Below are 23970 nucleotides of genomic sequence, written 5' to 3'. Positions count from 1 at the left end.
AAAAGTCTAACTGTTCAAAAGTAAAAAAACATAGAGATATATCCATAATATATCTATAAAATGCCAAAATATAGAGGCTATTTCTATGCGATACACCGCATTTTCTTTAGGAATTTTGCTATATGCACCCCAAAGACTGTTCAGGATGAAACAAAGTCCTGCAAAAATGTGCAGTAAGTGCATGCCGGAAACAATATAAATCGTAGAAATTGCTGCGTTATTGTTAACCAGTGTTGCACCACTTTGGTATAATGCCGACCATGCATCTACTTGAAGATAGCCAAAAGCAATCCCCAATGCTAAGGTTGACCATAGAAATATTTTTTGTGTTTGTATATTTTGCTGACGGACTGCTTTTGCCGCAAAGAATAAACAAATGCTGCTCAATACCAACACTGCTGTGCTGTACATAAAGACATCCGGAAGAACTAATCCATGTCCCTTACCTTTAGATGCCGCAAAAACGATATAATAACTTGTAAATCCTCCAAACATAATAGTCGAAGAGACCACAAATAGCCAAAGAACGAATTTCTTAGCTTTAAAAGAGGTAGCTAATCTATCTTGCGCTACGTCTTCCGGTTTTAATGTGTGTACCATATATAAAAAACTATTTACCTATAAAATCAAACAATAAAATCAATTGTACCAGTGGTATGTAAAAGAATGAGCAGAACATCACTTTACGTGCGCTGTCTATATCCAGTTTTACCAGTAGTTTAAAAGCAAGCAGTGCAAAAATCACACCGGCTATGATCGAAAATCCTGCGATGTAATAACCACCGAATCCGAAAAAGGTAGGCAGTAAACTCACAGGTATTAGTATTAACGTGCTTAAGAAAACAAGAAATGCACTGGTCTTGTCTCTTTTTTTAGTAGGCAACAACCTGAAGCCTGCTTTTTTATAGTCATCATCCAAAACCCATGCAATTGCCCAGAAATGTGGAAACTGCCAGACGAACTGTACAAGGAAAAGAATTCCTGCTACTTCATAATCTACATGCGTAAAGTTTGTAGTATGGCCCAGGGCAGCTAAATAACCGATTAGCGGTGGTAAAGCACCTGGTATTGCACCTACAAAAACGGCAATCGGAGATTTACGTTTCAAAGGGGTATAAACAAATGCATAAAGTAAAATAGAAAATACAGATAAAAGACCTGTTTCCAGATTCAGCTTACCTAATAACCAGGTACCAAGCATTCCCATGATCAGACCCAGTACTAATCCCTGGCCTGTTGTCATCCTTCCTGCTGGCATTGGACGATCCATTGTGCGGGTCATCAGTTTATCCAGATCCTTTTCTATAATCTCATTGAAGCAATTTGCTGCTGCAGTCACTAAAAATCCTCCAGCTACCAGAATCAGCCAGTTTCCCCAGTCAATAGACGGAACCTCACCTCTGGCAACCTGCATCCTTGAACCAATTAAAAAAGTAATTGACGCAGAAAACACAACCAGAAAAGTAAGTCTGAATTTGATGAGTTTAGATAAATCTGAGAAAAATAATTTCAATTCTATGTGTTTTAATATTATTGATTATAAGTACTTGTTCTGTATACCAGCAGGTAAAGATAAAACTGGAGTGTAAACAGAACTGTTGAGAACACTAAATGTATAACCTGAGCTGCAGGTGGCAGTGCAAAGTTAGATAATAATAACCCACTCGCAATTTGTACCATCAGCACCAGTACAATTGAATTCCCTAATTTCAATTCTGTTGCCTTACCCCCAAATTTATTCATCACAAACTGATAGATGAACGCATTCAATACGACTACAAAAATTGCCAGATCACGGTGATAAGAGAAGATATCCCCTATTTTCCCGATCCAGGTATGTCTTTCCTGGTATAACAGGTTTTTTGAAATCTCATCGATAGCTTCTCTTACTTCTGTTCCCAAAACAATTTGCAGAACGCTCAGGATTAAAGAAACCAGGATCAATACTTTTAACCAGAATACTTTAGAAATAACAACAGTTGGTTCTTTATGCAGTGATACCCCGTAGTAGTGAGTGTAGACCAGTATAGCCAGCATCACCAGCGCAAGCAGCATATGAACGGTCACTACCCAGGCCAGTAAGTTAGTGGAAACAACAATTGATCCCAGCCAGGCCTGAAAAACTACCATAAAAAGATTCAGTACACTTAAAACTATAATCCTTTTAGCTTTACTTTTATACGTAAATGAAAGAACGGTAACTGCAATTAATAAAAATCCTGTAGCTGCACCAGTAAGCCGGTTAATATATTCAGTCCAGGTTTTTGCTGCATTAAATGATTCCGGAACTGTTATACTTTGATCGTGACGGATACTATCTGCCACATCTTTCTTACCCATTTTATCAAGCATCAGCGCAAAACGCTCATTCTTTTTAACCCTGCCTGCTACGTACTTTTCTTTATAGTCTTTCGGAAGCTGATCTACCGATGTTGGTGGAACATATTGGTCAAAACATTTTGGCCAGTCCGGACAACCCATACCTGAACCCGTACTTCTTACTACTGCACCGGCTAAGATGAGTACTAATGTCACTATTAAAGTAATCAGGTTTAACCGGATAAATCTCTTTTCAGATTTAGGAACCATTGGTTTGATTTTAAAAAAAATGAGGTTATCGTTCTAAGTAGATACTCAAGCAGATAACCTCATTGTATAATTTTAATAAAGGAGATTAATCCAGTATTGCTTTTTCTTTTGCTTGTTTTTCTTCCCATTCTCTCTGGATGCGCTCAGATTCTGCATTTCCTTCGAAGTCATGCGGCATGTTTGAGCTCATTGTCTGAGAATAAGGAACAGTCTGAGGAATGAAATCTGCTTCAGAACCTGGCTTACTGTAATCATATGGCCAACGGTATACTGTAGGGATTTCTCCTGGCCAGTTACCATGGATATGCTCAACTGGCGTAGTCCATTCTAAAGTATTAGATTCCCAAGGATTCTGTGTTGCTTTTTTACCTTTGAAAATTGAGTAGAAGAAGTTGAACAGGAATGCAACCTGTGCTAATGCTGCAACGATCGCTGCCCAGGTAACAAAGATGTTTACAGTAACCCATTTCTGCATAAATTCAAATTCAGTGAAAGCATAGTAACGACGTGGTACACCATCTAGACCTAAGAAGTGTAATGGGAAGAATACTAAGTAAGCACAGATAAATGTAATCCAGAAGTGAAGGTATCCTAATTTCTCGTTTAACATTCTTCCGAACATTTTCGGATACCAGTGATAAACACCTGCAAGCATACCAAAGATCGCAGCAGAACCCATTACCAGGTGAAAGTGAGCTACTACGAAGTAAGTATCGTGAAGGTTGATATCCAGAGAGGCATTACCTAAGAAGATACCAGTTAAACCACCTGAGATAAAGAATGAAACCATACCAATAGCACATAACATTGCAGGTGTGAACCTGATATTACCGCGCCATAATGTAGCCAGGTAGTTGAAAGTTTTTACTGCTGAAGGAACAGCAATAATCAGGGTCGTGATCATAAACACACCACCCAGTAATGGATTCATCCCCGTTACAAACATATGGTGACCCCATACGATGAAGGAAAGAATAGTAATACCGATTAATGAATAAACCATCGCATGGTAACCAAAGATTGGTTTTCTTGAATTTACCGAGATAACCTCTGAAGAGATACCTAAAGCCGGCATAATTACAATATATACCTCAGGGTGACCAAGGAACCAGAATAAATGCTGCCACAAGATTGGAGAACCACCTTCGTTAGGTAATACCTGAGTACCCATAACGATATCAGATAAATAGAAACTTGTACCGAAACTACGGTCAAAGATCAATAACACAACACCTGCTACTAAAACAGGGAAAGATAAAATACCTAAGATAGCTGTTAATAAGAAAGCCCAGATTGTTAATGGCATTTTCCAAAGGTCCATACCTTTAGTACGCATGTTTAATACAGTACTTACATAGTTGATACCACCCATTAACTGAGAAGCTACAAAAAGAACCATACTGATTAACCATAATGTCATCCCTAAACCAGAACCTGAAATAGCTTTTGGAATTGCAGATAATGGAGGATATACCGTCCAGCCCGCACTTGCTGGTCCGGTCTCAATAAAGAATGAACTCATCATCACGATACAAGCGATAAAGAATAACCAGTATGAAAGCATGTTCATAAATGGTGAAGCCATATCCCGTACCCCGAGCTGAAGAGGAATCAGTAAATTACTAAACGTACCGCTCAATCCTGCGGTCAGTACAAAGAATACCATGATGGTACCGTGTATAGTTACCAGAGCAAGGTAAAAATCAGGTTTGATTCTTCCTCCTTCTGCCCATCTTCCTAAAAATGTTTCAAGAATAGGGAAACTTTTATCTGGCCATGCCAGTTGCATACGAAATAAGATAGACAATCCCATTGCAATAACAGCCATAACGATACCAGTTATTAAAAACTGCTTAGCGATCATCTTGTGATCCTGGCTAAAGATGTATTTCGTTATGAAAGATTGTTCGTGATGCCCATGATCGTGACCGTCATGGTGATCGTTGTTATGTGTATCGTGTAATGTTATAGTTGACATAATGCGCTATTCCAGTATAATTATTTTTTTAAAGCCGGTTTATTCATTGCTACAGCAGGAGCACTTGTCGCAGCTTTAGCTGTACTATCAGCTGGTGCTGCTGCCGCTGGTGCAGCTGCTGGTTCTGGTACGATTGGCAAGTTAAATTGCTTTCTCAAATCGTTATTGATAAACTTAGGTTGTTTAACTATCCAGGCATCATATTCAGCCTGAGAAACAACTCTAACAACCTTTTGCATGTTATAGTGACCAGATCCACAGATTTTCGAGCAATAGAACAAGAATTTAAATGCTGGATCATTTACTTTAGTCTGCATATCAGCAGTAGTAATTGTTGGTGTGAACTCGAAGTAAGAAGTCATACCCGGAACAGTGTTTAACTGAATCCTGAAATGCGGCATGTAAAAACTGTGCAATACATCTTTACTGGTCAGAATCAATCTTACTGGTTTGTTGACAGGAATAACCATTTCCTCTGCCATCTGATCATCAAGATTGTCCTTATCATTAAAGTCCATACCCAAACTGTTCGTCCCGGTAATCAGTTTATAGTTTTTCTTACCTACAATCTTATCAGCTCCAGGATAACGGATAGTCCATGCGAACTGCTGAGAAGTAATCTCAATGCTCAATGGCTTGTTATTAGGATCTTCGATTTTGTAGAAAATTGATCTCCAGGTAAGGAATCCCATTAATACCAATACTGTAAGCACTAATGCCGGAACAATTGTCCAGATACGCTCTAATGCATTATTGTGTGGGTAGTAATAAGCTTTTCTTTTACCAGTATTCTTATAGAAATAAGAGAACAGGAATAATACAAGGTGTGTTCCGATGAATACGATAGTAGTCAGGATCAGTGTGATGTTAAACATCTGGTCAATCTTCTTACCGTGTTCTGAAGCAGCGTCAGGAAGAATCATGTTACCATGAACTGTATATTCAAAGTAAACACCGTACAATCCGACGATTAAGAAAATCACGAAAAGAACACCATTCACTGTATTCCAGTTGATGCCGGCAGGTTTATCCTGAGCTTCACGTGTCAATTCATATACCCGCATAGCTTTACCAACTATTGCTATGAATAAGCAAAGCAGTAAAAATAACAGGGTATAAAATGCTGCCGACTTATAGATCGGGAACATATCAATAGGTTTTTTCGCAGCCGTAGCGGCAGCACCGGCGGCAGCTTCTTGTGCAAATGCGCTCGTATTTGCAAACACAGTAAGAATTACTGCCAGGGCCGCTATTGTCTTATTGCTTATATATTTTCTTAAACTCATTTTCTTAAAAGTAGTACGATGTACTTCTACTATAAATTAATGTATATACTCTCTAACCAGTTACTACAAGTGGTGATTCAGACTTTCCTGTAAGAAAGGGTGATTCTTTGCAATTAAAGGTTTCTTACTTAATGAAGATAATACTGTAAAGGTAAACAAGCCTACAAAACCGATTGCTGTACCTATTTCAATAATACCAAAACCATTATGTGATTCTACAGTTCCAGGCATAATCATTTGGTAGTAATCTACCCAGTGACCGCATAATACAATTATACAAACACCAAGCATGATATTTTCCTGTCTTTTATTGTCACGATCCATCAACAACAGAACCGGAGCAAGGAAGTTCATCACTAAATTCAAAAAGAACCAGAACTTGTAAAACTCAAATCGTTTGTAAAAATACACAGTTTCTTCCGGCATGTTGGCATAATAGATCAACATAAATTGCGCAAACCATACATAAGTCCAGAAAATTGAGAACCCGAAGATGAATTGACCTAAGTTATGAAGATGACTATTGTTAACCCATTGCATATAACCTGCTTTTCTCAACAGGATGATAATTACAGCTATAGTAGCTAAACTGCTCACCCACATTGCTGCGAAATTATACCAACCAAACATTGTAGAGAACCAGTGTGCCTCTAATGACATCACCGTATCAAATGCAAAGATTGGCGTAGTAAAGCCGTAGATAACTAAAAATATACAAGAGTATTTAAAACTCTTCGTGTATGAATTCAAACCACCTTCTAAATCTTCGTTAGTTGATAATTTAGAGAGTAAGATAGCGAAGAAAGAATAGATACTTAAAAATACAACCTGACGTCCTAAAAAGAAAGGTACATTTAAGAAAGCAGACTTTCCATCGATTAATTTATCATAGTTAGTGGAAGACGGATCAGTTAAACCCGGTGCATTCCAGTGGTGATAAAGATTATGTGTGTATAGTCCCAGGCTAATAACCACGATAAGGATTACTACTGCGATAGGCAATGTTCTTGCCATAGCCTGAGGCACACGTAAGATTGATGCAGACCATCCCGCCTGCGCTACAAACTGAACAGCTAAAAAGAATGCACCCGACATACATACACAGGCGAAGTAATAGGCCATAAGTAACAGGTTGGCAAAAGTCCGCTCATGAAGTCCATGATCAGAAAAACCATAAGCTATACTTGCGATACCAATAACGATCGCCGCTATGCTTAAAGTTTTAGCTTTTCCTGTAAACTCAAACTGCTCATTGAAATTATAATTGTGAGTTCCCATTTATATCTGCTTTTCTATTGTATTTTTTGTAATTGTTGAACATACATCACAACTTTCCATCTTTGATCTGGAGTAAGCTGAGAGGCATGTGACCCCATGTTATTTAATCCGTACATGATAGTGTGATAGATTTTACCTTCCGATAAATCTTTCATCAAGCCACCACGCGATGACGCTGCATCACCATGATAAGCTGGTACACCTGTAAATTTCTCAATTTGAACAAGGTGTCCTTTACCATCTCCTTTTTCACCGTGACAAGGTCCGCAGAATACAGTAAAGTAATGTTTACCTGATAATAAATTCTGTGGTGTCTTAGCTAGAGGGTTGTGCAGATTTAAACCTGCGGCTTCATAACCTTCTTTAGTATTTGCATACTCATACTTTACAAATCCTACCGGGCTTGTATTTGCAGGAGGTGTTTGTGCAGTTTGTCCGTTTGCAAAATTCTTGTTCGGCTGGTCAGGATCATAAGCAATATGATCATACATATTCCTTGCATATTCCAAACCGGGGTTATTCTTATTCCTGCAAGACGAAAGTGTTGTAACAGCCAGGGCAAGAACAACAAATGAGGCTGCAACTATTTTATTCTTATTCATAGCTAATATACTTCCTTTCATTGTGCTTAACTTCAATAGCACCAGCTTCTTTTAATAGTCCGTCAATTTTACTGTGATCTCCGTTTTCCTGAGCATCAACAGCTATAATAAATCTATCATCTGTGGCTCTTAAGTCCATTACTCTTGGCGCTCTTCCTGGGAAAAGGTGAGTAGATGCATAATAAGACCCTACTAATCCAAATGCACAGAATAAAATAGTTACCTCAAACATAATCGGAATAAAATCCGGTAATGCGAATGCTGGTTTACCACCAATATTATGTCTCCAGTCTACTACCGAGGTAAGATAGATCAGTGCAAATGCTGATACTGTTCCTGTTATCCCGCAGAAAAATGCAAGGATATCCAATCTTGATCTTTTAATTCCTAGTTTGGCTTCGATGCCATGGATAGGCATAGGCGTATAAACATCATGGATCTTAATGTTGTTCTCCTGTAACTTTTCGATGCCATGCATCATTTCGTCAGGATCGCCAAAACTGCCTAAAATATATTTGATATTACTCATTGTTATATTTTTGCGTATTCTTCTTGTTTAACACTATCAAATTTCTCTAAAGACTCAACGTATTCTTTAACGTGAGTTTTGTCCAAATGACCTTCTTTAATCTGTGCAAGTTTAGCTTGCTCACTTGATGTTTTAAGTAATAGTTTCACCTCAGCAATTGCAATTGAAGGCAGAACTCTTAAGAACAACAGGAATAAAGTAAAGAATACCCCGATTGAACCTACAAAGACACTCACATCTACCCATGTAGGATAGAACATCGCCCAACTTGATGGAAGGTAATCACGGTGTAATGAAGTAACGATAATTACGAAACGCTCAAACCACATACCGATGTTTACCACGATAGATAAGATCCATGTTGCAGGGATGCTCAAACGGATTTTCTTGAACCACAGTAACTGCGGAGAAATTACGTTACAAGTCATCATCATCCAGTATGCCCACCAGTATGGACCAGTTGAACGGTTGATGAATGCATATGCTTCATATTCTGAACCTGAATACCAGGCAATAAAAAACTCAGTGATGTAAGCCACGCCCACGATCGATCCTGTAAGAATGATGATTTTGTTCATCGATTCAATGTGGAACATAGTGATGTAGTTTTCAAGACCCAATACTTTACGGGCAACCAGTAATAAGGTTAACACCATGGCGAAACCAGAGAAGATCGCACCAGCCACAAAGTATGGAGGGAAGATTGTAGTGTGCCATCCCGGAATAACCGAGGTTGCAAAGTCCATAGATACAATCGTGTGTACCGAAAGTACCAGTGGTGTAGAGATACCAGCAAGGATCAGAGACACAGTCTCAAAACGCTGCCATGTTTTAACGTTACCGCTCCATCCGAAAGAGAAGATAGAGTAAATTCTGCGGCGTACACCTGTTGCACGGTCACGAATAGTAGCGATATCTGGTAATAAACCTGTATACCAGAATAATAAGGATACAGAGAAGTAAGTAGAGATCGCAAACATATCCCACACCAGTGGTGAGTTAAAGTTTACCCAAAGTGAACCGAACTGATTCGGTAATGGTAATACCCAGTAAGCTAACCATGGTCTTCCCATGTGGGATACAACATACGTTGCGGCACAGATAACGGCGAAAATCGTCATCGCCTCTGCCGACCTGTTAATTGAGTTACGCCAGTTTTGACGAAAGAGTAATAATACCGCTGAAATCAGTGTTCCTGCGTGACCAATACCTACCCACCATACGAAACCGGTGATATCCCATGCCCATCCTACAGTTTTGTTCAGACCCCATGATCCGATACCGTTCCAGAAAGTATAACTTACTGCAACTAACCATAAGGTTGCTCCCATAAGGGAAACTATAAAACCTATCCACCAGGCCCTGTTGGGCTTATTCTCAACTGGCATTAAGATATCATCCGTAATTTTTGCATACGTGATATCATTGCCGGTGATTAGTGGTTCTCTTAATATTGATTCGTTATGTCCTGACATAATGTGTTTTCTTTAATATCAGCTTACGCTTGTACTGTTGGTAATGAATCTGTGTTTCTAATTTTTGTCATGTAACCTACTCCCGGTTGTGTATTGATCTCTTCTAATACATAGTAAATACGCTCACTACGTAATGCTTTCGATACTTCCGATTCCGGATCATTGCCATCACCAAATATAATTGCATTGGCTGAACAAGCTTCCTGACATGCCATTTTGATATCTCCATCTTTCAACGGACGTTTCGCAATCTTAGCTGACAACTTACCAGCCTGGATACGTTGGATACACATTGAGCATTTCTCCATAACCCCTCTTGAACGGGTAGTCACGTCTGGGTTAAGAACCAGTTGAGTGAACTCATTGTTCAGGTAGTTATCGAAACGTGAATCATTCCAGTAATTAAACCAGTTGAAACGACGTACTTTGTACGGGCAGTTGTTTGCACAGTAACGTGTACCTACACAACGGTTATAAGCCATATGGTTCAGACCATCCGAAGAGTGAGTCGTTGCCAATACAGGACAAACAGTTTCACAAGGAGCGTGATCACAGTGCTGACATAGCATCGGCTGATGAACAACTGATACACGGTCAAGATTTTCCATGTGTGCAATTTCTTTCTCCTCAGATACGCTCTTATCGCCTTCTTCAAAGCTATAGTAACGGTCAATACGGATCCAGTGCATCTCTCTGCGTCTGCGAACCTCATCGCGTCCAACAACAGGGATGTTATTTTCTACGTTACAAGCAACAATACAAGAACCACAACCAGTACAAGCATTCAAGTCGATTGCCATTACCCAGTTGTTACCTGGTTTTTCGTATTTATCCCATAAATCGTAAGTTTTATGTTCACTGTCATGCTTACCAGTACCCGCAGCAGGATTTTTCACATATTCCTTGAAAGTAGCTTCGCGGATAATGTTTCTTCCTTCAAAAGAGTGGTGAGTCTGCGTTTGTGCAAGCTCGTTGGTAGCACCAGTTTTAGTGATCGTGATCGTATTTGCATACTGTAACGTTCCATTGCTGAAAGTTACGAATGGATAAGCATTCTGACCTACATTATCACCAGCTTTACCCACTTTAGTACGTCCATAACCTAAAGCTATAGAAGCGGTACCCTGTGCTTGTCCTGGCTGAACCAGAACTGGTAAAGTAATTTTATATCCGTTGCTTCCTTTAACGTCAACAACATCGAATTCTTTGATTCCCAATGACTCAGCGAACTTAGGCGCAAGAGCAATGTAGTTATCCCAGGTTACTTTAGAAACCGGATCAGGTAACTCTTGTAAAAATGCGTTGTTGGCATGTTTACCATCGCGCATCGCTACACTTTCATAAACCTGAAGCTCAATATCCTTAGCTAAAGCAGCACTGCTTTTCACTACTGAAGGAGCAACGGCCGCTAATGAAAGGTTGAAAGTATAAGAACCTGCTGTTTTAGGCGCTGAAGCAAAAACTCCAGTCTCTAATACATCATTCCATGATTTACCGAAAGTTGGAAGTATATTTTTCTCCCAGTTGTTACGCACATACTGATAGTATTCTTTAACAGGTGCGTTAGACCAGATCAGTAAACTTTCTTCAGCCTGACGTGAATTAAATACCGGGTTGATTGTTGGCTGAACGATAGAATAATATCCTTCGTAGCTATTTGCATCACCCCATGCTTCTAAATAATTCTGATTAGTTGCAATCACATCACATAAAGTTGAAGTCTCATCCTTACGGTCTGAGAAAGAAACTTTCAATGGAACTTTACTTAATCCATCAGTGAATGACTTAGTATTAACCACATCATAAGCAGGATTGTTATCTAAGAAGAATACAGCAGCAACTTCGCCCCTGTTCATCTCATTTAAGAATTCTGCAAATTCAGCATCATTACCAGCATAACGTTTGTTTGGATTGTCTAAATCGATAGTCGTACCATAACTGCCGATAGCAGAGTTGATCGCGTTAACCAGGATTTGAGTAGAAACATCGTTAGAACCACATACTACTAAAGCTTTTCCTTTTTGCTGAACTAATTCTTTCGCAACAAGTTTAATCGCTTTTTCAGCAGTACCGTTCTTAGGTAAAGAACCACCAGCTAAATTGCCACCAGTGACTGCATTATATAAGGTAATCAGTGCAGGACCCTGCTCTGATAATTTAACCGGGATACGTGTATCGGCATTGGTACCTGTCAAACTCATACCAGCTTCGAACTGGAAGTGACGTGACATTTTACCTTTTGCCAATGATTTGTGATTTCTGTTAGCTACATACTGAGAAGTAAATTCTTCTCCGCTAATCCACGTTCCTAAAAAGTCAGCAGCAAAACTCACGATTAAGTCAGCTTTGTCGAAGTTATATTTAGGAATTACAGCTTTACCAAAACTATTCTCATTTGCTTTGATTATACCAGTATAAGATACTGCATCGTACTGTACATGTTTAGTTGCAGGATAAGCAGCTATAAAGTCTGCAACTACTGCTTTAGTAGAAGGACTGTTTACAGATGAAGAAACGATGCGGATTTTCTTGCCCGAAGCTTTTGCTTTTGCCAGCTCTGCAGCTACAAACGCATCAACCTTCGCCCAGGTAGTCTCATCATTCTTTAATACAGGTGCTTTAAGTTTCGAAACATCGTACAAATCTAATACAGAAGCCTGAGCCTGTGCATCAGTACCGCAATTGAACTCACCCGCATTTGGGTTTGGCTCAATCTTGATAGGTCTGCCCTCTCTGGTTTTCACCAGGATGCTCTGACCATTATAACTTGACACATAGTAATTCGGGATACCCGGGATTACTTCTTCAGGTTTAATCAGGTAAGGTATTGATTTGTGAATCGGAGCAGGCTGACAAGCGGCAAGTGTTACCGCACCAAGACCAAAGCCTAAGGCTTTTAAAAAGTCACGGCGAGGAGTTACTGTACTTAATCCTGCTTCATTTAAAACATCTTCTATTGGAAGCGGCTCCGCAAATTCGTTTTTGTTGTTTTCAACAAAATCGGAGGTCTTGTTAAATTCCTCTAAGCCTTTCCAGTATTTTTTATTGCTTTCCATTTAAGCTATATTACTGTTTATCGAACGTTCTTTTTACTAAACTCTATTAATAGTGACATTTGCCACACTCAATTCCACCTAATGCTGCAGGTGTAATTTTCTCACCTTTTTTGATTTTCTCATGAGCCTCAATAATTTTGGTGTAGAATGCGTTGTCTTTAACTTCTAACTTGGTGTCTTTATGACAGTTGATACACCATTTCATGGTTAGAGGAGAATACTGATAAATCTCTTCCATTGTATTCACTGGTCCGTGACAAGCAAAACAAACTGGCTCGTTTGGTTTCAACCCTTTTTCTTTACGGATAGCTTCTTCAGCTACAACAACGTGTTGCGAGTGATTGAAGTAAGCGAAATCAGGAAGGTTGTGAACACGTACCCACTCAATTGGTTTTTCTTTAGACTTGTCATAAGTCATTTTATCTGCATCGTAACCTAATGCATTGTAGATTTTCTGAATCTCAGGAGAGATGTTTCCATCATGGCTGTCTCTGGCCTGTACCTGTTTGTGACAGTTCATACAAACGTTAAGCGAAGGTATGGTTGCGTTTTTAGATTCGAATGCACCAGCGTGACAGTACTGACAATCAATCTGGTTTACACCAGCGTGTAATTCGTGAGAGAACTTAATTGGCTGTGTTGGCTGGTAACCTGTAGCAACACCAGTGTTCCACATGCCCATCCATCCAAATGAACCTAAGCTTATCACTAAGCACAGGATCACGAAGAAAACAAACTTCTTGTTTTTGAATAACTGACCAATGCCAGCTAACATTGACGCTTTCTCTTCGTCTTCTTCGATTTCTACACCTTGTTTTTTCAGGATCAGGCGCTCAAGCATTTTGATTGCTCTTGCCAGGATCACTAATACAATAATAGAGATCAGGATTACAGCAATTACTCCTACGATAGAGAAGTTTGAAACTTCATCAGAACCAGTAGCTGCACCAGCAGCTTCTACTTTCTTAGGCTCACCTACTTTTACGTAAGCAAGGATGCTTTTAATCTGCTCAGGCGTTAATGATGGAAACGCTGTCATGTCGGCATTCGGATTGAACTTCGAAGCCTCTACAGCCTCTTTGTCTCCCGACGCGATAAATGCCGGAGCATTGTTGATCCATTTTAACAAAAACGCTTCGCTCTTTGTAGGTACAATCGTTTGTAATGCCGGGCCGATCAAATCGCGGTCCAGTGCATGACATGAAGTACATTTTTCCTTGAAGATTTTTCTACCTTCTACTGCGTCTTGTGCTTGCGTACCAGAAACGATTAAAACAGATAGAGCCGTAAACATAAATGCCGACTTCCAAACTCTTCTAATGATCAATGAGATATTCCTCATAATGAGTATTTTATGCTTTATTTTAAAAAACTGTAATGAACGTATTGATGTTTAAACTCTTGTTCTTCACCAAAACGTCCACAAAAGTAAAATTTATTAAGTTACCAATGACAAAGAAATGACAGTAAATACAATTTATAATCATTCTAAACTTTTCCATTTTATGGCTTTAAACGAAGAAAATCAGCAAATTTTTCTATTTGCTGATTTTCTATACGACAAAAATCCAGATAAGGATTTGGAATTATAATTTACATTTTTAATATCCAGGCAAAAATCAATGGCGCTACGATAGTTGCATCAGATTCCACGATAAACTTAGGCGTATTGATGTCCAGCTTGCCCCAGGTGATCTTTTCGTTCGGAACAGCACCAGAATACGATCCATAAGAAGTCGTAGAATCAGAGATCTGGCAGAAGTAAGTCCAGAAAGGAATATTCTCCATTTCCATATCCTGATATAGCATAGGCACTACACAAATCGGGAAATCTCCTGCAATACCACCACCAATCTGGAAGAATCCGATTCCTTTTCCACCACTGTTTTTAATATACCAGTCTGCAAGGTAACCCATATACTCAATTCCACTTTTTACTGTAGAAGCCTGTAATTCATTTTTCATCACATACGAAGCGAAGATATTTCCCATCGTTGAATCTTCCCATCCCGGAACTACAATCGGCAGATTTTTTTCCGCAGCTGCAAGCATCCATGAATTTTTAGGGTCGATTTCATAATATTGCTCAAGCACGCCGCTCAATAACATTTTGTACATATACTCATGCGGGAAATAACGCTCACCTGCTTTTTCAGCATTTGTCCAGATCTCCTGAATATGTTTCTGTAAACGTCTGAAAGCTTCTTCTTCAGGGATACAAGTATCAGTTACGCGGTTATAATGGTTTTCCAATAAATCCCACTCATCCTGAGGAGTTAAATCACGGTAGTTAGGTACACGTTTATAATGTGAATGGGCAACAAGGTTCATAATATCCTCTTCCAGATTCGCACCTGTACATGAAATTATAGAAACTTTATCCTGACGGATCATCTCTGCTAATGAAATTCCCAGTTCAGCAGTACTCATTGCACCAGCCAGGGTAATCATCATTTTTCCACCTTCATCTAAATGCGTTTCATAGCCTTTAGCCGCATCCATCATTGCTGCTGCATTGAAATGGAGGTAATGCCCTTCCATGAATTTTGATATTGGTCCTCTTGTTACGCTCATTTTAATTAAGATTATTCTGTTTTATATAAACCGCCGCAAAAATAAGGAAATATTCGTTAAAAACGACTCCCCGCTCAACACCACCTTATTAATCAATCAGTGCTTTTATTTAGAATCCTTAGACAAATATTCTTTTTTATTTAGAATAATTATAAATAATGTATTATGTTTGGACTATTCTAACAAAGCCGCTCTCTTTTTATGCTTAATTGTTAAACTCAAAAATGCAATCCTATGTGCAAAACAATAGTTTTAAGTTCAGGAAAAGACACTGCAATATCACATTGCCCATGCTGTAATGTATTTTACATCTGGCATAACAATCTCTTGTTAAACTTTACCCACAATGACTTTTTAAACTTTAAAGATATTATTCAAAACTTCGCTTTCTCAGAAACCAGCCTGCCCTTTCCAGATAAAAAGGAGAGAATATTATTACGTACCCCAAATGAAGACATCAGCTTTGCCTTTACGCACGATGAGCTGGATTCTTTCCGCTCTATGCTCAACGAAGCTGTGTTTATGAAAGAAGTTTATACCCTGATGGGAGCAGAGCCCGGAACAAATCATTAGCGATAAATAAAGCTGCACCAGATTTTACTCATAAATTGCTTACTTTAGCGCCTTTATTTTACCCTATTATAACTACGCGCAGCCCACTCTAATGAGAAAATTTTTGCTTTCCACCACCCTATTGCTCTCAACGCTTCATGGATTTGGACAAATGAAACTGATCAAACGTATGTTGTCAGAAGATGTGGACACTACCCGTAAAGCGAGTTTCATGCCACTTCCTCTGTTAAGATACGCTCAGGAAACAGGATTAGAGTTTGGCTTTGGCGGTCTTTATTCCACCTATATGGATCGGAAAGATACTTTAAACCGTAGTTCCAATTTTTCAACAGTACTCTCCTTTTCTACTGAAAAACAATATAACATCAGCCTGAAAGGTGACGTGTGGACTAAACACAATGCCTTTCACCTGATCAGCGAACTCAGGTTCAGAAGTATGCCCTTTAACTTTTACGGAATTGGGAACCAGACCCTCGAAGCCGATAAAGACAGGTTGGTGCAACGTCAGATCAGGGCATTCTTCGACGTAGAGAAAAACGTACTTCCCTTCTTTTATACAGGCGTATCCTTAGGCTTTGAAAACTTCAGCTTTAAAGACAAAGAGCCAGGAGGTATTTACGAAACAGATCCGGCGGTATTAGGTAAAAATGGAGGATCTGTCGTTTATCTGGGTGTCTCTCAAACCTACGATACCAGGAACTCAAATAACTACCCGACCAAAGGATTTTTTGGCAGGGTATCCTATCAATATGCCCCGAATATCTTTGGCGGAAACGATTTTTCTGGCAGCCAGATCAAAGTAGTTGTCCGTAACTTCTGGTCACTTTCCAAAAAATTCGTCTTAGGTGTTAATGGTATTTATCACACTGTACAAAGCAATAACACCCCATTCTATCTGTTACCGCAACTCGGTAATGATGAAATGATGCGTGGCTATTATTCAGGCCGTTATAGAGACGAAAACTTACTGGCCGCACAAACAGAATTGCGGTACCGTTACAATAACCGCTTCGGCTTAGTTGCATTTGGCGGCGGCGGACGTGTTTTTGCCAACGGAGATTTCTCTCTTAAACAATTTAAGCCATCTGTCGGGGCAGGATTAAGATACTTCTACGATCCGGCTAAAGGCCTGAGCGTAAGAGCAGACTATGCAGTTGGAGAGAAAAGACCGAATGAAGCCAGACAATCGGGATTTTACCTGAGCCTGGCAGAAGCATTTTAGAACTTAATCTTAAAATGTTCCTTTTTCTGGCCTTTTTTGAAGTAGACCAGACCGATCCAGAATAAATCTACCGTTACCGTTACATCCGGGTGGTTCTTGATTTCTTCCCATGCTTCCTTCATTCCTTTGCTCCAGTAAATATCATCGAAGATCAGTAATGAATCCTCATGCACCTTTGGCAAGCACCATTTGAAGTAATTTATCGTAGCATCTTTACGGTGGTTACCATCGATATAAACAAAATCCAGCTTTGCGGCCTGATCAATTACAACCGGCAACAACACATCAAAATTACCCACCTGTAACTCTATATTATCCAGTTCAAGGTCCTGAAAATTCTCATAAGCCTTCTTAGCAGTCTCCGGACACCCCTCAATCGTGATAATATCTGAAGCAGGGCAAGCCTTCGATAAATAAGCAGTGGTAATGCCAAGGCAAGTACCCAATTCGATCAAATTTGCAGGCTTACTGTTTTTTGCCAGGCGATAGATCAATTGCGCTAACCTTGGCGACTTCAGCGCATTTTTAGCGATTTCCTTTACCTTTTTTGTACGGTTTTTGTTCAGATGAGAACCAGCACCAAGATCAGTAACCGTGATTAAGGCATCGTCATTTAAAAGTTTTTTTCTTTGTTCCTCAATATCTTTGTATTCAGTTTTGGAGTTAAAATCGTAAATTACCTCATCTACCAAATGATAAACAAAAGGCGAATGGGTACCGTGCCTGCTTTTAGAGGTTAAACGATGTTTCAGATAGTCGCTGATAAATTGTAATGCCATAACTGCAAAAATAGATAAACGATTATTCTAATTGGTATTTTTTAATGGAAAATAGTACAGAAATAAAAGCACTGGTAAAATTACTCGATGACACTGACCAGGAAGTTTTTGAACAAGTAGCAAAACGTCTCCTTGAACACGGAACTTCGGTCATTCACTTTCTGGAAACGGAATGGGAGAAATCCCTCGATACACTTTTACAGGAAAGAATAGAAAACATCGTTCATCAGATCCAGTTTAACACTGTCAAAGAAGATCTTAACCTTTGGTACCAGAGCGGTGCGTTTGATCTTCTGCAAGGTGCCTTAGTCATCAACCGTTATCAATATCCTGACCTGGACGAACAGAAAGTAATCAACCAGATTGAAGAACTTAAAAGAGAAATCTGGACGAACCTGCAATACGAAATGAGTTCTGTAGAGAAAATCAAGCTCATTAACCACATCTTTTATAACATCCACGGCTTTAAAGGCAACACGAAGAACCACCACGATCCGCAGAACTCCTACATTAACCAGGTGCTGGAGACTAAAAAAGGGAACCAGATCTCTCTGGCTATTATTTATGCCACCATTGCACAGAAATTGGATATTCCGGTTTATGGCGTCAACCTGCCGCAGCATTTCATACTTGGCTATATTGATGAAAGCAAAAGAGAAGAAAATGAATTCGGGGTGTTGTTTTACATCAATGCCTTTAACAAAGGAGCTATTTTCGGCAAACACGACGTAGACCAGTTTTTACGCCAGCTCAATCTGCAGCCATTACCGGGGTTTTATGCCCCATGCAGTAACGTGGAAATTATCCGCAGGATTATCCGTAACCTGATCTCTGCTTATGAAAATCTTGGTAATCCGGATAAAGTAGAAGAATTGAAAGAATTACAGGATATCCTGATCAAAAGCGAACTCTAGTTTGTAGTTAACAACTGATTAGCCAGCATCCATTCCTGCAAACGAAGAAACCAATCATCAGAAGTCTTCGTATTGTGCATACCATACCCGTGCCCGCCTGTCTGGTAAAGATGAGTTTCCACAGGAACCTTATTCTTCACCATAGCCTGGTTAAACAGGATGGTATTTTCAACCGGCACAGTATCATCATCATTCGCATGCACCAGGAAAGTTATTGGCGTCTGCGCATTCACATGCAACTCATTAGAAAAGTATTCCTTTTGTGCCTGCGTAGCATCCGGACCGAGCAGATTTTTGACAGAGCCCGTATGCGCTGAAGCTGTAAAACTGATCACCGGATAAATCAACACTGCAAAATCAGGTCTGAGACTCAGTCCTCCGGGATTTTTAATTTTAAGATCGCCATAATGAACCGCAAGCGAAGCCGCAAGATGTCCACCAGCAGAGAAGCCCATAATCCCGATTTTCGAAGGATTAATGTGCCAGGCGGCTGCATTTTTACGAACCAGGTAAATTGCCTGCTGCGCATCCTGTAAAGGGCCCGAAGAACGGTCCACCATAATCGTGTCACTCGGCAAACGATATTTCAACACAAACGCTGTTACACCTAGTGCAGCAAAACGGCGTGCCACTTCCTCTCCCTCATGGTCCGTAGCCAGAAAAGCATAACCACCCCCTGGACAAATAATCACAGCTGTTCCATTTGCCTTCTGCGGATCAGCAGCATAAAGACTGAGCGAAGGGTCAGTGACCTTGCTCAGTCCAAAAACTTTGCCCTTAATGATTGTTTCTTTTTGTTTATAAGTAGCAGGAGCCGATTTTGCTCCCGGTATTTTTCCAGAGTACAGCTTCATCACTTCCTGAGCCTGTACTCCACTCCCCACCAATATTCCCATAACTAAAAGTAACAACCAATTTTTATGCATTAGAATTCCATTAAATATGCTTTCAAAAAATCATTCAGCTCCCCATCAAGGACAGCCTGTGCATTAGACGTTTCATAATTAGTTCTCAGATCTTTCACCAGTTTATACGGATGTAAAACATAGTTTCTGATTTGTGAGCCCCACTCAATCTTCATCTTTGAACCTTCAACAGCAGCAGAAGCGATCATTCTTTCGCGCATGACAGCTTCATATAACTGTGACTTCAGGAGTCTTAACGCATTCTCCTTGTTCTGTAATTGAGAACGCGATTCCTGGTTTTTAATTACAATACCAGAAGGTTTATGATACAAACGTACCGCAGTTTCCACTTTATTTACATTTTGTCCACCCGCTCCACCAGAACGGAAAGTCTCAAATTCAATATCCGCGTCCTTGATTTCAATCTCGATCGTATCATCCACTAATGGATAAACATAAACAGAAGCGAATGAAGTATGCCGGCGTGCATTAGAATCAAAAGGTGAAATTCGCACCAACCGATGCACTCCGTTTTCCCCCTTCAAATAGCCATAAGAAAAATCCCCTGCAAACTGTAAAGTAACCGATTTTACACCAGTCACCTCTCCAGGCTGAAAATCCTGCTCAGTTACCTTGTAGCCATTCTTTTCGCCCCACATGATATACATCCGCATCAGCATGGCTGCCCAGTCACAACTTTCAGTTCCACCAGCACCCGCAGTAATTTGCATCACTGCATTCAGCTGATCTTCCTTGCTGCTCAACATGTTTTTCAATTCCAGATCCTCGATCAGATGCAGACACTTTTCGTACTGCTCTTCCATCTCCTCCTTGGTAGCATCACCGGATTGCAGGAAATCAAATAAGACCTGTGTATCCTCAAACTCCGCGTTAACTTTCTGCCAGGCATCGGTCCACACTTTTTTGGAGTTCATTTCTGCCAAATGCTTTTCAGCCTTTTTGGGATCATCCCAAAAATCTGTTTGTAAGGTAAGCTCCTGTTCTATATAAATAGCTTCGAGTCGGGTTTCGACGTCAAAGATGCCTCCTCAGCGACGCTACTCTGTCCCTTAAATCCTGTATTTGTTCTTTTGTCATAATCACAAATATAACACAAAAGGCTACCTGAACAACATCCAGATAGCCTTTTACGAAATTAGTATCTATATTTAGCTAAAAAGCCCTTTAAGTTTATCTACAATACCACCGCCTTCAGCACCCGGTTCCCCTGCTTTAGCACCCGTGAATAAGTTGGTCAGATCTGACAATTCAAACTTTCCATCCGGCCCCGATATTTTGCTCAATACATCTTTAAGATCAAAAGAGCTATCATCAGGATCATTTGTTTTGTTAATGAATTTACCAATTATGCCGGGAATAACAGAAGCAGCAATTCCTTTGGCTGTATCCAGGTTAATTCCCATGCCGGCCAATTTATCAATAAAGCCAGCCGAAGCGTCCTGCGCGACAGCACTCCCCTCAATATTTCCACCTTTAAAAGCGTCTACAAGACCACCAATGTTACCAGAAGATAATTGTTGTTTTAAGGCATCAACAATAGATCCCGAAGCCGCAGAAATCGCAGCCTCATTATGCTCATCAGGAATTTCACTATTATTGACAATAGCATCCTGAGTACTATCCTTAACCAGTTGATTTAAATTTTCTAACATAATGGGTAGTTTTTATAGGTGAACTGTTATTTTTTATTAAATATAATATAAATAAAAACCAGTGACAACCACTCATTTAACTGTTAAAAGTAAAATATTCAATTTAAAAGCCCGTTTTACTATTAAATACAATCCAATCTGCCGACATTTAAATTATACATTTACAGAAACACCATTATTTATGTTACCAACCATAAACTTTACAGAGACAGCGGCCTATAAATATCTGGCTGATCACTTCATTGACATTAATGAAAAGGACTTAAAACAACTGTTTGCAGAAGATGAAAAGCGTTTTGAGAAGTTTTCACTGGTTTTCGAAGACATCCTGCTGGATTATTCAAAAAACAGGATCAATGATACTACCCTTGCTTTGCTGATGCAACTTGCCAGAGAATGTAAACTGGACGAAGCCATTAAAGCAATGTTTAGCGGAGAAAAGATTAATCAAACAGAGGACAGAGCTGTTTTACATACTGCCTTGCGTAATCAAAGCAATAAGCCGGTTTACGCAGATGGTGTCAATGTGATGGACGATGTCAACGAAGTACTGGCCAAGATGGAGAAATTCAGTGAGGCAATTATTTCCGGATCATGGAAAGGTTATACAGGTAAAGCAATTACTGATGTAGTGAATATCGGTATTGGCGGATCTGATTTAGGACCAGTGATGGTTACTGAAGCCCTGAAAGCCTACAAGAACCATTTAAATATGCATTTCGTGTCAAACATAGATGGCACACATATCGTGGAAACCCTGAAAAATGTAGATCCTGAGACTACCCTGTTCCTGGTCGCTTCAAAAACATTCACGACACAGGAAACCATGACTAACGCGAATACAGCAAGAGAATGGTTCCTGAACAAAGGCGCAAAACAAGAGGACGTTGCGAAACACTTCGCAGCTCTTTCTACCAATGCCAAAGACGTAGCTGCATTCGGAATTGACACTGCAAACATGTTTGGTTTCTGGGACTGGGTAGGTGGCAGATACTCTTTATGGAGTGCTATTGGTATGCCTATCGCATTAAGCGTAGGTTTTGCTAATTTCAAAGAACTATTAGCTGGTGCACACGCAGCAGATGAGCACTTTGAAAACACTCCATTTGAGAACAATGTGCCCGTTATCCTTGCTTTAATAGGCATCTGGTACATCAATTTCTTTGATGCAGAAACAGAAGCTATCCTTCCATATGATCAATACCTGCACCGTTTCGCAGCTTATTTCCAGCAAGGAGATATGGAAAGCAATGGTAAACATGTAGATCGTAACGGAAATGAAGTTACTTATGAAACAGGCCCGATTATCTGGGGTGAGCCAGGAACAAATGGTCAGCACGCATTCTATCAGCTGATTCACCAGGGTACACGTATTATACCTTGTGATTTTATTGCACCTGCACAAAGCCTGAATCCAATCGGAGAGCATCACCCAATTTTACTCTCTAACTTCTTTGCACAAACAGAAGCCCTGATGAACGGTAAAACCGAAGAACAGGTAACCGCTGAATTGAAAAAAGAAGGAAAAACAGAAGAAGAGATCAAAAAACTTGCGCCATTTAAAGTGTTTGAAGGTAACAGGCCAACGAACTCCATCTTACTGAAAAAAGTAACACCACGCAGCCTGGGAACACTGATTGCTATTTATGAACACAAGATATTTGTTCAGGGTATCGTATGGAACATTTTTAGCTTTGACCAATGGGGTGTGGAATTAGGAAAACAACTGGCAAAAAGCATCCTTCCTGAATTGAAGAATGACGACTCTGTTTCCTCACACGATGTTTCTACAAACGGATTAATCAACCAATATAAAGATTGGAGATAAGCGTATGTTCCTGTTTAGCAATAGACAGGAATATTAACTAAACGTTTCCATTTGTACATTTCTTATATTAAACCTTTATTCCTAAAAACTGTCTTAGGCTTAAATTCGTTAATCAAGCAAACAAATTATAAAATATATACAAATGGAAACGTTTAAAAATTGTCTGCTCCTGGTTCTTATCTTTTCAGGCTTTCAATTAAAAGCTCAGACGGCAGAAGAAACCACTACAAAAAATGTAGAAGCAAAAAACTATGTATTTGTCGCCAACAGCGCAAATCCTTTGAATGCTGCAGACATTAACAACGTGATGAGCAGAATGCCGGGTTATACCGGTGGAGGCAATATTAACCTTTCAGGATCAAATTACAACCTGACCATAACCCCAGATAGCCTGGTTTCTTACCTTCCTTATTACGGCAGATCTTATACCCCTAAAATCGGAGATCCCAATGATAGCGGCATTAAATTCAAGTCTAAAGATTTTACTTACAAAAGCACTAAAAATAAAAAAGGCAGCTGGCTGATTCTGATTAATCCAAAAGATGTGAAAGACAATTACAACCTGACGCTTTCCATTACAAAAGCAGGTCGTGCTACCCTCTCTGTCACCAGCAATAACCAGCAAGCCATCAGCTTTGAAGGGAACATCACTGAACCAGAATTAAAAAAGAAAAAATAGGCACAGACCAATGCTGTGTGCAAATCCAAT

The 23970-nt window shown here is 39.7% G+C and carries 21 protein-coding genes; 5 read left to right on the top strand and 16 right to left on the bottom strand.

Going from position 1 to position 23970, the window contains the following annotated elements:
- Positions 1–6: 6 nt before the first annotated feature.
- The 12 genes from ABIB30_RS06190 to ABIB30_RS06135 all read right to left on the bottom strand — a co-directional run bounded on the left by ABIB30_RS06190 (position 7) and on the right by ABIB30_RS06135 (position 15367).
- Positions 7–600 (bottom strand): cytochrome c oxidase subunit 3, encoded by a 594-nt coding sequence (locus ABIB30_RS06190; RefSeq protein WP_354300262.1) that lies wholly within the window; start codon positions 598–600, stop codon positions 7–9.
- 10 nt (positions 601–610) lie between these two features.
- Entirely contained in the window at positions 611–1513 is a 903-nt protein-coding gene (gene cyoE / locus ABIB30_RS06185) for a heme o synthase (protein WP_354300260.1), read from the bottom strand.
- A gap of 17 nt (positions 1514–1530) precedes the next feature.
- Positions 1531–2589, bottom strand: coding sequence for a COX15/CtaA family protein (locus ABIB30_RS06180; RefSeq protein ID WP_354300258.1), 1059 nt, complete (start codon positions 2587–2589; stop codon positions 1531–1533).
- An 85-nt stretch (positions 2590–2674) separates the two neighbouring features.
- Positions 2675–4567, bottom strand: coding sequence for a cytochrome c oxidase subunit I (locus tag ABIB30_RS06175; protein ID WP_354300257.1), 1893 nt, complete (start codon positions 4565–4567; stop codon positions 2675–2677).
- A gap of 20 nt (positions 4568–4587) precedes the next feature.
- Positions 4588–5853, bottom strand: coding sequence for a cytochrome c oxidase subunit II (locus tag ABIB30_RS06170; protein WP_068403967.1), 1266 nt, complete (start codon positions 5851–5853; stop codon positions 4588–4590).
- A 63-nt stretch (positions 5854–5916) separates the two neighbouring features.
- Positions 5917–7131, bottom strand: a complete 1215-nt coding sequence (locus tag ABIB30_RS06165; protein ID WP_354300255.1) for a quinol:cytochrome C oxidoreductase — start codon at positions 7129–7131, stop codon at positions 5917–5919.
- Between the two features lie 14 nt (positions 7132–7145).
- Positions 7146–7733: a c-type cytochrome gene (locus ABIB30_RS06160; protein WP_232324631.1), complete on the bottom strand. Its 588-nt coding sequence runs from the start codon at positions 7731–7733 to the stop codon at positions 7146–7148.
- The gene (locus ABIB30_RS06155; protein ID WP_068403973.1) at positions 7726–8262 is read right to left on the bottom strand and encodes a DUF3341 domain-containing protein; all 537 of its coding nucleotides are present in this window, start codon (positions 8260–8262) and stop codon (positions 7726–7728) included. Before ABIB30_RS06155 ends, ABIB30_RS06160 begins: the two co-directional genes overlap by 8 nt.
- A gap of 2 nt (positions 8263–8264) precedes the next feature.
- Positions 8265–9737 carry an NrfD/PsrC family molybdoenzyme membrane anchor subunit gene (nrfD, locus tag ABIB30_RS06150; protein ID WP_183866114.1) on the bottom strand — a complete coding sequence of 491 codons (1473 nt, stop codon included), beginning with the start codon at positions 9735–9737 and terminating at the stop codon, positions 8265–8267.
- A 23-nt stretch (positions 9738–9760) separates the two neighbouring features.
- A complete protein-coding gene (locus ABIB30_RS06145) occupies positions 9761–12793 on the bottom strand; it encodes a TAT-variant-translocated molybdopterin oxidoreductase (RefSeq protein WP_354300252.1) in 3033 nt (1010 codons plus the stop codon).
- 46 nt (positions 12794–12839) lie between these two features.
- Entirely contained in the window at positions 12840–14135 is a 1296-nt protein-coding gene (locus ABIB30_RS06140) for a c-type cytochrome (RefSeq protein WP_354300250.1), read from the bottom strand.
- A 251-nt stretch (positions 14136–14386) separates the two neighbouring features.
- Positions 14387–15367, bottom strand: a complete 981-nt coding sequence (locus ABIB30_RS06135) for a deoxyhypusine synthase family protein (RefSeq protein ID WP_068403980.1) — start codon at positions 15365–15367, stop codon at positions 14387–14389.
- Positions 15368–15601: 234 nt separating this feature from the next.
- On the opposite strand from ABIB30_RS06135, the gene ABIB30_RS06130 reads away from it, so the two are divergent.
- Positions 15602–15940, top strand: a complete 339-nt coding sequence (locus ABIB30_RS06130) for a DUF6686 family protein (RefSeq protein ID WP_354300247.1) — start codon at positions 15602–15604, stop codon at positions 15938–15940.
- Positions 15941–16031: 91 nt separating this feature from the next.
- Complete coding sequence (locus ABIB30_RS06125) at positions 16032–17162, top strand: BamA/TamA family outer membrane protein (protein ID WP_354300245.1); 1131 nt, start codon at positions 16032–16034, stop codon at positions 17160–17162.
- On the opposite strand, the gene ABIB30_RS06120 is transcribed toward ABIB30_RS06125, so the two are convergent.
- Positions 17159–17941 carry an O-methyltransferase gene (locus tag ABIB30_RS06120; protein ID WP_354300243.1) on the bottom strand — a complete coding sequence of 261 codons (783 nt, stop codon included), beginning with the start codon at positions 17939–17941 and terminating at the stop codon, positions 17159–17161. The genes ABIB30_RS06125 and ABIB30_RS06120 overlap by 4 nt on opposite strands.
- Positions 17942–17985: 44 nt before the next feature.
- Between ABIB30_RS06120 and ABIB30_RS06115 the strand changes: the two genes are divergently transcribed.
- Positions 17986–18855 carry a transglutaminase-like domain-containing protein gene (locus ABIB30_RS06115; RefSeq protein ID WP_354300241.1) on the top strand — a complete coding sequence of 290 codons (870 nt, stop codon included), beginning with the start codon at positions 17986–17988 and terminating at the stop codon, positions 18853–18855.
- On the opposite strand, the gene ABIB30_RS06110 is transcribed toward ABIB30_RS06115, so the two are convergent.
- The 3 genes from ABIB30_RS06110 to ABIB30_RS06100 form a co-directional block, all read right to left on the bottom strand.
- Complete coding sequence (locus ABIB30_RS06110) at positions 18852–19781, bottom strand: alpha/beta hydrolase (RefSeq protein ID WP_354300239.1); 930 nt, start codon at positions 19779–19781, stop codon at positions 18852–18854. The genes ABIB30_RS06115 and ABIB30_RS06110 overlap by 4 nt on opposite strands.
- A protein-coding gene (gene prfB, locus ABIB30_RS06105; RefSeq protein WP_354300237.1) for a peptide chain release factor 2 occupies positions 19781–20858 on the bottom strand; the annotation gives its coding sequence in 2 pieces (ribosomal slippage) (positions 19781–20797 and positions 20799–20858; 1077 coding nt in all). The genes ABIB30_RS06110 and prfB overlap by 1 nt, the downstream gene beginning before the upstream one ends.
- 71 nt (positions 20859–20929) lie before the next feature.
- Positions 20930–21433, bottom strand: a complete 504-nt coding sequence (locus tag ABIB30_RS06100) for a hypothetical protein (RefSeq protein WP_354300235.1) — start codon at positions 21431–21433, stop codon at positions 20930–20932.
- 181 nt (positions 21434–21614) lie between these two features.
- On the opposite strand from ABIB30_RS06100, the gene pgi reads away from it, so the two are divergent.
- Entirely contained in the window at positions 21615–23261 is a 1647-nt protein-coding gene (gene pgi / locus ABIB30_RS06095) for a glucose-6-phosphate isomerase (protein ID WP_354300233.1), read from the top strand.
- Between the two features lie 142 nt (positions 23262–23403).
- The gene (locus tag ABIB30_RS06090) at positions 23404–23940 is read left to right on the top strand and encodes a DUF4251 domain-containing protein (RefSeq protein WP_354300231.1); all 537 of its coding nucleotides are present in this window, start codon (positions 23404–23406) and stop codon (positions 23938–23940) included.
- Positions 23941–23970: the final 30 nt, after the last annotated feature.

The organism is Pedobacter sp. UYP1 (assembly GCF_040547305.1).
Taxonomy (GTDB): Bacteria; Bacteroidota; Bacteroidia; order Sphingobacteriales; family Sphingobacteriaceae; genus Pedobacter.
The sequence above is the reverse complement of the archived record's forward strand: the minus strand, read 5'-3'. Positions and strand labels throughout refer to the sequence as shown.